Consider the following 12575-nt stretch of genomic DNA (forward strand, 5'->3'; position numbering starts at 1 on the left):
TTAAGAAATTCTTTCTTTCATAATTTGCTCAACTACTTCAGGGTTTAATAAAGTTGAAGTGTCTCCGAAATTAGAAAAATCTCCTTCGGCGATTTTACGTAAAATTCTACGCATAATTTTTCCAGAACGCGTTTTAGGCAAACCAGAAACGAACTGGATTTTATCTAATTTAGCGATCGGCCCAATGTGGTCTGCAATATATTGGTTGATCTCTTTAGAAAGGTTTTCTTTATTTCTAACTTCTCCAGTTTCTTTCAAGATTACATAACCGTATAAAGCATTTCCTTTAATATCATGAGGGAATCCAACAATAGCAGATTCTGCAACAGCTGGGTGCTCGTTGATTGCATCTTCAATTGGCGCAGTTCCTAAATTATGTCCAGAAACAATCACAACATCATCTACTCTACCCGTAATTCTGTAGTATCCAACTTCGTCTCTCAAAGCGCCGTCTCCTGTAAAATATTTTCCAGGAAAAGCAGAGAAATAAGTTTCTTTATAACGATCGTGATCTCCCCAAATAGTTCTAGCAATTCCTGGCCATGGGAATTTAATACATAAACTTCCAACTACTTGATTTCCTTCAATTTCATTACGTTTTTCATCCATTAAAACAGGCTGAATTCCAGGTAACGGCAAAGTTGCATAAGTTGGTTTTGTTGGTGTTACAAAAGCAATTGGCGAAAGCATGATTCCTCCAGTTTCTGTCTGCCACCAAGTATCTACAACCGGACATCTCTTATCTCCAACGTGGTCATTAAACCAGTGCCAAGCCTCTTCGTTAATTGGCTCTCCAACAGATCCAATAACTTTAAGAGATTTTAGAGGATATTTTTGAATGTAATCTAAACTTTCTTTTGCTAACGAACGAATTGCAGTTGGTGCCGTATAGAATTGTGTAATTTTATGTTTTTCGATAATGTCCCAAAAACGGCTAAAATCTGGATAAGAAGGAACTCCTTCAAAAATTACAGTTGTAGCTCCGTTTAATAATGGACCATACAATATATAAGAGTGACCAGTGATCCATCCAATATCTGCTGTACACCAGAAAATATCATTGTCTTCGTAATTGAAAACATTTTTGAAAGTATACGCAGTATAAACCATATAACCGGCAGTAGTATGAACCATACCTTTTGGTTTTCCTGTTGATCCTGAAGTATATAAAATAAATAACGGATCTTCGGCATCCATAATTTCCGCAACGCTGTTGTCTAAAGCAGCATCTAAAAGCGGCTGCAACCAAACATCGCGGCCCTCTTTCATTTTTACATCAGTATTAGTTCTTTTTGCAACTAACACTTTTGTAACAGAAGGACAAGTATCTAAAGCTTCATCTACAATTCCTTTTAAGTCAATTGTTTTGTTTCCTCTATAACCTCCGTCTGATGTAATTACCATTTTACACTCACAATCGTTGATTCTCGCAGAAACTGCAGAAGCAGAAAATCCAGCGAAAACAACAGAGTGAATAGCTCCAATTCTAGCACAAGCCAAAACAGAAACTGCCAATTCTGGAATCATTGGCAAATAAATACAAACTCTGTCTCCTTTACGAACACCTTGCTCGCGAAGAACGTTTGCCATTTTTGAAACTCTTTCGTATAATTCATTATACGTTATATGTAAAGCTTCTTCAGAAGGATCGTTCGGTTCAAAAATAATTGCCGTCTTCTCTCCTCTTTTGCTTAAATGTCTATCAATACAGTTTTTGGTAATGTTAACTTTAGCGTCTGTAAACCATTTTACTTCTGCTTCGGCCATATTAAAATCAACAACCTTTTCCCATTGCTGGTACCATGTGAAATTCTCTTCAGCTATTTTTCCCCAAAACTTTCTTGGCTCTCTTATTGATTTATTGTAATGTTTAAAGTATTGTTCTAAATTTTCAATTTTGTAATAGCTCATCGTTTGTTGAATTTTTTTATAAATGTATTAAATCTGAACGTATCCGTGAAATAATTTAATTCATAAATTTTATTAAAAAAAAACATTTATTTAATAAAATATGACAATTATCTGAAATTATTTTAAATCCTTTATTTTTTATTGGCACTTAAGGCAAAAAAGGCATAATAAATAGATATTATGCCTTTTTTAATTTAACAAATTTCAATAACAATTAATTTTTTGCAAACCGCACTGCGAGACTTTTCTCTATTTTGAAAATAGCAGCATCATTATTAATTAAAACAGAAATTTCAACAAGTATATCTTATAAATATACCCCATTATTAGGGATCCGCTTCACTTAACTCTCTTATCGAAGTTAAGTGAATGCAATATGCATCTATATCTTTTATCTTAATAAGTGCTTACTAATTCAAAATATTACAAATCATTGATACAGTGCAAATCCCGCAAAATCGAATTCTGCGGGAATTCCCTTTTTTTTTATTATCCAATTTTTTTCATTGCTGTCATAGACTCTCTCAACCAAGCTCCTACTTCTTCGATAGGGTGTTGACGAATTTCTTTGTTTACAGCGATCAATACTGCATTATCAACTCCGTTTGATGTTGAAAATGGTTTACCAATAATATTAGTTTCTACTTTTTTCATGAATTCAGTCAATAATGGCTTACATGCATGATCAAATAAGTAACATCCGTACTCAGCAGTATCAGAAATTACACGGTTCATTTCGAATAATTTCTTTCTTGCGATTGTGTTTGCAATTAATGGCAATTCGTGTAATGACTCATAGTAAGCAGATTCTTCGATGATTCCAGCCTCAGTCATTGTTTCAAAAGCTAATTCAACACCAGCTTTTACCATCGCAATCATTAATACTCCATTATCAAAATATTCTTGCTCTGAAATTGGAGCTTCTTGTGGAGCTGTCTTTTCGAAGTTAGTTTCTCCTGTTGCAGCTCTCCATTTCAATAAGTTAACATCATCATTAGCCCAGTCAGCCATCATCGTTCTAGAGAATTCTCCAGAAATGATATCGTCTTGGTGTTTTTGGAATAATGGACGCATGATATCTTTCAATTCTTCAGCCAATTCGTAAGCTTCAATTTTTGAAGGATTATTTAAACGATCCATCATATTGGTGATACCACCGTGTTTTAAAGCTTCAGTGATAGTTTCCCATCCGTATTGGATTAATTTAGAAGCATAAGCAGCATCAATTCCTTTTTCAACCATTTTGTCGAAACATAAAATAGATCCTGTTTGCAATAAACCACAAAGAATAGTTTGCTCACCCATTAAATCTGATTTTACTTCAGCTACGAAAGATGATCTTAAAACTCCAGCTCTGTGTCCTCCAGTTGCTACAGCGTAAGCTTTTGCTTGATCTAAACCAAATCCGTTTGGATCGTTTTCTGGGTGAACAGCGATAAGAGTTGGAACTCCAAATCCTCTTTTGTACTCTTCACGTACCTCAGAACCTGGACATTTAGGAGCACACATAATAACAGTGATGTCTTTACGAATCTGCATTCCTTCTTCTACAATGTTGAATCCGTGAGAGTAAGACAAAGTAGATCCCTGTTTCATTAATGGCATAATAGCAGTTACCACAGCAGTGTGCTGTTTGTCTGGTGTAAGGTTACAAACTAAATCTGCAGTTGGAATCAATTCTTCATAAGTTCCTACCGTAAAACCATTTTCAGTTGCATTTTTATAAGAAGCTCTTTTTTCTGCAATTGCATCTGCACGCAATGCATAAGAAATGTCTAAACCAGAATCTCTCATGTTTAAACCTTGATTCAAACCTTGTGCTCCACAACCAACAATTACAACTTTTTTTCCAGCCAATGCTGCAATTCCGTCTGCAAATTCAGATTGCTCCATAAATTCGCAAACTCCTAATTGTTCTAATTGTAATCTAAGTGGTAATGTATTGAAATAATTTGCCATTTTTGTTTTAATATTTAATGAAATGAAATTTTAATATTGATTATATATAACTAAGATTTTATTATTTAAAGGTTTCTAATAAAGCAGAAATCTCCATTTTTTGTTTAGAAACTGATATTCTTCCCGAACGCACAAACTGCATAATTCCGTATGGTTTGAACTTTTCGTATAATTCTTCAATTTCAGAACGCCTTCCTGATTTTGAAATCACGAAGAAATCACGAGAAACCGTTACAATTGTAGACTGGCTTTCTTTGATGATATTCTGAATTTGCTTCTCGTCAAACAACAAACTTGAAGCGATTTTAAACAAAGCATTTTCTAAGAAAATAGTCTCTTCATCTGTATGATAAAATGCTTTTATAACTTCAATTTGTTTTTCAATCTGGCCTACAATATTCTGAACCCATTTTTCTGTAGTATTTACTACGATGATAAATCTTGAAACATTCTCTATTTCTGATTCTGAAACATTTAGACTTAATATATTAATGTGACGCTTTAAGAATATTCCAGATATTCTATTTAACAAACCCACATTATTTTCTGAGTATACCGATATGGTAAATGTTTTATCTTCCATTTGTTTTTTTAGTTTTATTTGTTTCAAGTTTCAGGTTTCAAGTTGTTGAACTTGGAACATGAAACTTGAAACCTGAAACCTTTTTCTTAACTTAATCTAATTTCTGATACACAAGCTCCTGTTGGAATCATTGGGAAAACGTTGTTTTCTTTTTCGACTACAACTTCTAAGAAGTATGAGTCTTTTGAAGCCAGCATCTCTGCGACCGCTGCATCTAGATCTTCACGCTGTGTAACTTTTTTAGATTTGATATGATATCCTTCAGCAATTGCAACAAAATTTGGATTAATCATTTTTGTTGAAGCATATCTGTTATCAAAGAATAATTCCTGCCATTGGCGAACCATTCCTAAGAATTCATTATTTAAAATAACAATCTTTACCGGAACTTGAGTTTGGAAAATAGTTCCAAGTTCTTGAATTGTCATTTGGAAGCCTCCATCACCAATAACCGCCACTACTTCACGCTCTGGTTTTCCCATTTTTGCTCCAATCGCAGCAGGCAATGCAAATCCCATAGTTCCTAAACCTCCAGAAGTAATGTTACTTTTAGTTGAATTGAATTTAGCATAACGGCAAGCAAACATTTGGTGCTGACCCACATCTGAAACGATAATGGCATCTCCTTTTGAGTGTTTATTGATCATTTCGATAGTTTCTCCCATCGAAATTCCTTTACCATTTGTTGGATTTAATTCTTCTTTTATTACTGAATCGTACTCAATTTTATTCAATTCTTTGAATTCATTGTGCCATAAATCATGAGATTTTGCATCAAGAAGAGGCAGTAAAGCAGCTAAAGATTCTTTTACATCTCCTAAAACTGCGATTTCTGTTTTCACATTTTTATCAACCTCTGCAGGATCGATTTCGAAATGAATTACTTTTGCTTGTTTTGCATAAGTGCTTAATTTACCCGTAACACGATCGTCGAAACGCATACCGAAAGCAATTAAAACATCACATTCGTTTGTTAGTAAATTGGGCGCATAATTTCCATGCATTCCTAACATACCAACATTTAAAGGATGCTCTGTCGGTAAAGCTGATAATCCTAAAATTGTCCAAGCTGCTGGAATCCCAGCTTTTTCAACCACTGCTTTAAACTCAGCTTCTGCCTGACCCAAAATAATTCCTTGTCCAAAAACAATAAAAGGTTTTTTGGCACTATTGATTAAAGCTGCTGCTTCAGCAACTTTATCTAAGTTTAATTTTGGAACCGGAACATAACTTCTAATTCCTGTACATTTTTCATAACTAAATTCGAACTCATCAAACTGAGCGTTTTTAGTAATATCTACCAATACAGGCCCTGGACGACCAGAACGAGCAATGTAAAATGCTTTTGCAATAATTTCAGGAATTTGAGAAGCTTCAGTTACCTGAAAATTCCATTTTGTAACCGGAGTCGAAATTCCGATAATATCTGTTTCCTGAAATGCATCAGATCCTAATAAATGTCTTCCAACCTGACCTGTAATACATACTAACGGAGTGGAATCGATTTGAGCATCTGCAATACCAGTCACTAAATTTGTAGCACCTGGTCCAGAAGTAGCAATTGCCACCCCTACTTTTCCCGTAGCTCTTGCATAACCTTGAGCTGCATGTGTTGCACCTTGTTCGTGACGTACTAAAACGTGGTGTAACTGATCTTGAAATTTATATAATTCGTCGTAAACTGGCATTATAGCACCTCCTGGATAACCATAAATTAAATCTACTCCTTCTGCTAATAAACATCTTATAACGGCTTCTGCCCCTGATATTTTCATAGTATATTGTTTTTTCAATGTCAATTTCAATATCAAAATTCAATGGCAATGGCAAAAATCAATTTTAAATTAATCTTTTATATTTTTTATTGTAATTGCTATTGACTTTTGATATTGTAATTGTTATTGCTTTTTGAAATTGTTATTGTAATTAATTATCGGTTACGCATCCTGTTGATGCACTCGAAACCGATTTAGCGTATTTAAGTAAAACCCCTCTGTCAACTTTTAATTTCGGCTGAACCCAAGCCGCTTTTCTTGCTGCAAATTCTTCGTCAGATATCTTCAGGTCGATTGTATTTTTCACAGCGTCGATAGCAATTAAATCTCCATCTTTTACTAGTGCAATACCACCACCGTCATATGCTTCTGGTGTAACGTGACCTACCACGAAACCGTGCGAACCGCCCGAGAATCTACCGTCTGTGATTAGTGCACAACTGCTTCCTAATCCAGCTCCAATAATCGCAGATGTAGGCTTCAGCATCTCAGGCATTCCCGGACCACCTTTTGGCCCACAACCTCTGATGACGACTACATTACCTGGTTTAATTTTTCCGGCTTGAAGACCTGGAATTACTTCAAATTCACCTTCAAATACAACAGCTGGTCCTTCGAAATATTCTCCTTCTTTACCGCTGATTTTTGCCACAGCACCTTCAGAAGCAAGATTTCCGTATAATACCTGAATATTTCCTGTTGGTTTTAATGCTTTTTGAATTTCATGAATAACTTCTTGTCCGTCTTGTAAATCTGGAGTTGAAGCTAAGTTTTCTGCCACTGTTTTTCCTGTTACGGTCAAACAGTCTCCGTGAATAAGTCCTACTTTCAGCAAGTATTTCATTACTGCAGGAATACCTCCAACTTCGTGAATATCTTCCATCATATACTTACCGCTTGGCTTCATGTCTGCCAATACTGGTGTTCTATCATTAATCGCTTGAAAATCATCTAAAGTGATTGTAATTCCAACTGAGTGAGCCATTGCGATTAAGTGCATAACAGCATTTGTAGAACCACCTAAAACAGCTACGATTGTAATAGCATTTTCAAAAGCCTTACGAGTCATAATGTCTCTTGGCTTGATATCTTTTTCTAATAATATTTTGATTGCTTTTCCAGCTTCCAAACATTCGTCTCTTTTCTCTTGACTCAAAGCAGGATTAGAAGAACTGTAAGGCAAACTCATTCCTAATGCTTCAATAGCAGAAGACATAGTATTTGCAGTATACATACCGCCACAAGCACCAGCCCCTGGACAAGCATTCTGAATAACACCTTTAAAATCTTCTGGAGTGATTTCGCCTTTTACTTTTTTTCCTAAAGCTTCAAAAGCAGAAACGATATTAAGAGATTCACCTTTCCATTTTCCAGAGTGAATAGAGCCACCGTAGATCATCATTGACGGACGGTTCAATCTCCCCATTGCGATTAACGCTCCTGGCATATTTTTATCGCAACCAGGAATTGCAATAATACTATCGTACCATTGCGCTCCGGCAACAGTTTCGATAGAATCTGCAATTACATCTCTAGAAACCAGTGAGTAACGCATACCTTCAGTTCCGTTAGAAATACCGTCACTGACACCAATGGTATTAAAAATAAGTCCGACAAGATCCGCATCCCAAACCCCTTTCTTAACATCTTTTGCTAAATCATTAAGGTGCATGTTGCAAGTGTTACCATCGTAACCCATGCTCACAATACCAACTTGTGCTTTCTTTAAATCTTCTTCAGTTAAACCAATTCCGTACAACATCGCTTGTGCCGCTGGCTGTGTTTGATCTTGTGTGATGGTCTTGCTGTACTTATTTAATTCCATTATTGCTTTTATTAATTTTTAATTTTTTATTCAAAAAAAAACCTTCCAGTATTTGGAAGGTTTGTAATATAGTCTTTCAATTATATTTATAACATTCCCGATGCAGATGTGTGAATCACATTGACAACAACGACAGAAGTAATAATAATTGAGATTTGCATCATTTATTTTTTTAGTGTCACAAAAGTAAGCAAACTTCTGGAAGTAAAAAAATAAAATCTCAACATTTCAAAGACTTCTTGTTATTATCTTCACATTTTAACAAAAAATATTAAACAATTGTAGATTGTCCAATACTTACATTATCATTATTGAAATACAGCAAATCGTCTTTGCTGAAAATAAAATTAGAAACGAACTCTCCTACTTCGTTTGTTCCAAATTTTGAATCTGGTTTCAAATCAACGGTAACCACTTTGTATTCAATTGCTTTCTCTACTGCTTTGTAGATTACATGGGCTTCTTTAGTTAATCCAAAATGTTCTAACAAAAGTGCTGCCGCTAAAATCGAAGCAATAGGATTGGCGATGTTTTTTCCTTTTGCCTGCGGATATGATCCGTGAATTGGCTCAAACAAAGCATTTTTTTCTCCTAGAGATACTGATGGCAATAAACCGATAGATCCTGTAATTACGCTTGCTTCGTCTGATAAAATATCTCCGAACAAGTTCTCAGTCAAAATCACATCAAATTGTTTCGGATTTAAAATCAGCTGCATCGCTGCATTATCCACAAATAAGAAATCAAGTTTAACGTCTGGATAATTTTCGCTCACTTTCTGAACAACTTTTCTCCACAATCTTGAAGTCTCCAAAACATTTGCCTTATCTACCATTGTTAGCTTTTTGCGTCGTTTTTGTGCCGACTTAAAAGCTAAATGTGCAATTCTAGTAATTTCTTCTTCTGAATATTCACATAAATCAGAAGCGTGTGTTCCTTCTTCATTAAGTGTTTTTTCTCCAAAATAAGCTCCACCAGTTAATTCTCTAAAAATGGTAAAATCAGCTCCTTCAATAATTTCTCTCTTTAAAGGAGAAGCTTCAATTAAGGCTTTATAAGGTTTTATAGGACGAATATTAGCAAACAATCCTAATTCTTTTCGCAGTTTTAATAATCCTTGCTCCGGACGAACCTTTGCATTTGGGTTGTTATCGTATTTTGGATCTCCAATCGCACCAAGCAAAACTGCATCTGTATTTAAACAGAGATTCAGCGTTTGTTCCGGCAAAGGACTTCCCGTTTTATCAATAGCAACCGCTCCCATCAGCGCTTCCTCAAAAACAAATTCATGATTATACACTTCGCCAATGGCGTACAAAGCTTTCTTAGCTTGTAAAATTACTTCAGGTCCAATTCCATCTCCTGGTAAAACTGCTATTTTTAAATTCATAATCTCTCGCTCTTTATGTCTTTAAATCCTTATTGTTCCTTAAATTCTTATTTTGAAATATTAACTTCTGATTAATTCTCCTTCTATTTTAGAAGCTTCGATAATCTGATGAATATCTGCATCAACCACTTCTTTTTTAATATCAGCGAATTTCAAAAATTCGATATAAACGATATCTAATTGTGTTTTTGTCAATTCGTAACCTACTTTTTTAGCACGGTAAGCCAAAGCAGCTCTTCCGCTTCTTGCTGTTAAAATGATTGAAGATTCATTTACACCCACATCTAGCGGATCCATAATCTCGTAAGTTGCTCTGTTTTTGATTACACCGTCTTGGTGAATTCCAGAACTATGCGCAAAGGCATTTGCTCCAACAATCGCTTTATTTGGCTGCACAATCATTCCCATACTTTCAGAAACCAAACGACTCATTTCGTTCAATTCTCTTGTATTGATGTTTGTGTCTAAATTTAAGTAAGGGTGTTGTTTGAAAATCATTACCACTTCTTCAAGTGCCGTATTTCCTGCTCTTTCACCAATACCATTAATAGTACATTCTATTTGTCTTGCTCCATTGATAGCTCCTGCAATTGAGTTTGCAGTTGCCATTCCTAAATCATTATGACAGTGACATGAAAGGATTACGTTTTCAATTCCTTTTACGTTTTCTTTTAAGTATTTAATTTTTGCTCCGTATTCTTCTGGAAGACAGTATCCAGTAGTATCAGGAATATTCAATACAGTTGCTCCAGATTTAATAACTTCTTCACAAACTTTAGCTAAGAACGCATTATCTGTTCTACCTGCGTCTTCTGCGTAGAATTCTACATCTTCTACATAAGATTTAGCATGTGCTACAGCAAATTTTGCTCTTGCAATAATATCTTCAGGCGTAGTTTGTAATTTGTGGAGTATATGAGATTCTGAAGTTCCGATTCCAGTATGGATTCTTGGTTTCTTAGCGTGCTTTAAAGCAGCTGCTGCAACATCAATGTCGTTTTTTACGGCTCTCGTAAGTCCGCAGACGGTTGCATTTTCTACAATTTTACAAATCTCAGAGACCGATAAAAAATCGCCTGGACTTGACACAGGAAAGCCTGCTTCGATAATGTCAACTCCCATTTTGTCTAGTCGTTCTGCGATAACTAATTTTTGCTTAGTATCTAACTTACATCCTGGAACTTGTTCACCATCTCGCAATGTGGTGTCAAAAATTTGAACTTTCTCTCTATTCATATTCATTAATTTAATGTAATTTCACATCTTGATAACAAATATATATTGTACTATTACAGTATGAAATTCATTTTAATGAAATTATACTGTTCATAAAACGTTTTATCTTACACTAAACAACTCATAACCAATAATTTATATTATTATTTTTTACAATGGCTAACCATCAAAAAGATTTCTTATTTGTTCTAATCAAATCACTTTCGAAATCAGAAAAAAGGCAGTTTAAAATTTTTGCAAGCCGATTAGAAACGAGTTCAAACACAAAATTTATCGAATTATTCAATATTTTAGATAAATCTGAAGTTTATGATGAAAAACTCATTCTTAAAAGTGGTATTATCCAAAAAGTACAGTTATCTAATTTAAAATCATACTTATACAAACAAATTCTAGTCAGTATAAGATTAAATATTCCTAGCCAGAACATTCGTTATCAGCTTCGAGAGCAAATGGATTTTGCCGTTATTCTATATAATAAAGGATTATACAAGCAGAGTTTAAAAATTCTAGACAAGACCAAACAGCAAGCTTTAGAAAATGACGAAAAATATATGGCGTATGAAATTGTTGAATTCGAAAAACTAATCGAATCGCAATATATTACCCGAAGTATTCAAGGGCGCGCTGACGAATTGGTTGTTCAGGCCAAAGAATTAAACTACCGAAATACGATTTCAAGTAAATTATCCAACTTATCGCTTCAGCTATACGGAATCATGCTAAAAACGGGTTACGTAAAAAGTGATGAAGAATATAAATATATAGACGACTATTTTAACAGACATATTGCAAAACTAGACGAAAGCAAGTTTGGTTTCCGCGAAAAATACTGGTTTTATAATGCTAATCTTTGGCGAAGCTTTCTGGTACAGGATTTCTTGGCGAGTTATAAATTTGCCTATAAATGGGTTCAGCTTTTTTATGATAATCCAAATATGATTTATCTGAATCCTGTGTTTTTCCTAAAAGGAAACCACTATTTTCTGGAATCGCTTTATATGCTGAAATATACATCGAATTTCAAGAGATATTTAAATCTTTTAGAAGAAACCATTGCAGATCCTAAGTTCCCTTCAAATGATAATCTTGCTTCCTTGTCTTTCTTATATGTATACAACAATAAATTAAACTTGCATATTTTAGAAGGCACTTTCGCGGAAAGCGAATATTTGATTCCTGAGATTTTAAATAAACTGAAATTACATAGCGAACATCTTGATGAGCATCACGAAATGTTGTTTTTCTATAAAATTGCTTCTATTTATTTTGGTAACGAAAAATACAATGAATGCATTAATTACTTAGATAAAATCATCAACAACAAAAACTTGACCATGCGCGAAGATTTAATGTGCTTTGCAAGATTATTGTCTCTGATTGCGCATTATGAGCTTGGAAAAGATTATTATTTAGAAAATCACCTAAAAAGCACTTATAAGTTCTTATTGAAAATGAACGACTTGCACGAAGTTCAAAAAGAAATTATCAAGTTTTTAAGAAACCTAAACAACTTCTACCCTGCTGACATTAAAAAGGAATTCAAAAAAATGCATACTCGTTTCGTAGAACTTGAAAAGAACACCTACGAAAAAAGAGCTTTCTTATATCTTGATATTATTTCGTGGCTGGAAAGCAAAATCGAAAACAGAAAAATTGCCGATATTATAAAGGAGAAAGCGAAATTAAACAACAGATAAATGTTTTAAATTTCAATAAAGAAATTCCAAATTCCAATCAAAAGGGTTGAAAACTTTGTTTTTCAACCCTTTTTGTCATCCTGATTTCTATGATAAAACCAAATCTTTTTCATAAAAGGTTTGGTTTTTTATTACCGCAAAAACTCGATGGATTATTTTGTTTCTCACGGCATTTAAAACACTCATTTTATTTTTT

8 protein-coding genes are annotated in these 12575 nt (G+C 34.3%); 1 reads left to right on the top strand and 7 read right to left on the bottom strand.

All coding sequences use genetic code 11. From position 1 onward, the window contains the following. The 7 genes from acs to ACFO3N_RS23975 all read right to left on the bottom strand — a co-directional run bounded on the left by acs (nucleotide 1) and on the right by ACFO3N_RS23975 (nucleotide 10679). A complete protein-coding gene (gene acs / locus ACFO3N_RS23945) occupies nucleotides 1-1911 on the bottom strand; it encodes an acetate--CoA ligase (protein WP_250836115.1) in 1911 nt (636 codons plus the stop codon). Between the two features lie 489 nt (nucleotides 1912-2400). Continuing rightward, a complete protein-coding gene (gene ilvC, locus ACFO3N_RS23950; protein ID WP_095929308.1) occupies nucleotides 2401-3870 on the bottom strand; it encodes a ketol-acid reductoisomerase in 1470 nt (489 codons plus the stop codon). A 61-nt stretch (nucleotides 3871-3931) separates the two neighbouring features. Next, nucleotides 3932-4453 (bottom strand): acetolactate synthase small subunit, encoded by a 522-nt coding sequence (gene ilvN, locus ACFO3N_RS23955; protein ID WP_144212769.1) that lies wholly within the window; start codon nucleotides 4451-4453, stop codon nucleotides 3932-3934. A gap of 86 nt (nucleotides 4454-4539) precedes the next feature. Further along, on the bottom strand, nucleotides 4540-6228 hold the full coding sequence (gene ilvB, locus ACFO3N_RS23960; protein WP_379801376.1) for a biosynthetic-type acetolactate synthase large subunit: 1689 nt from the start codon (nucleotides 6226-6228) through the stop codon (nucleotides 4540-4542). 151 nt (nucleotides 6229-6379) lie between these two features. After that, the gene (gene ilvD / locus ACFO3N_RS23965) at nucleotides 6380-8053 is read right to left on the bottom strand and encodes a dihydroxy-acid dehydratase (protein ID WP_286968265.1); all 1674 of its coding nucleotides are present in this window, start codon (nucleotides 8051-8053) and stop codon (nucleotides 6380-6382) included. Between the two features lie 271 nt (nucleotides 8054-8324). Continuing rightward, entirely contained in the window at nucleotides 8325-9443 is a 1119-nt protein-coding gene (leuB, locus tag ACFO3N_RS23970; protein ID WP_379801377.1) for a 3-isopropylmalate dehydrogenase, read from the bottom strand. Between the two features lie 60 nt (nucleotides 9444-9503). Continuing rightward, nucleotides 9504-10679, bottom strand: coding sequence for a 2-isopropylmalate synthase (locus tag ACFO3N_RS23975; RefSeq protein WP_095929340.1), 1176 nt, complete (start codon nucleotides 10677-10679; stop codon nucleotides 9504-9506). 155 nt (nucleotides 10680-10834) lie between these two features. Between ACFO3N_RS23975 and ACFO3N_RS23980 the strand changes: the two genes are divergently transcribed. Then, complete coding sequence (locus tag ACFO3N_RS23980; RefSeq protein WP_320493565.1) at nucleotides 10835-12379, top strand: hypothetical protein; 1545 nt, start codon at nucleotides 10835-10837, stop codon at nucleotides 12377-12379. Nucleotides 12380-12575: the final 196 nt, after the last annotated feature.

Origin of the sequence: Flavobacterium chungangensis, assembly GCF_042654045.1 — a bacterium.
Classification (GTDB): Bacteria; Bacteroidota; Bacteroidia; order Flavobacteriales; family Flavobacteriaceae; genus Flavobacterium; species Flavobacterium chungangensis.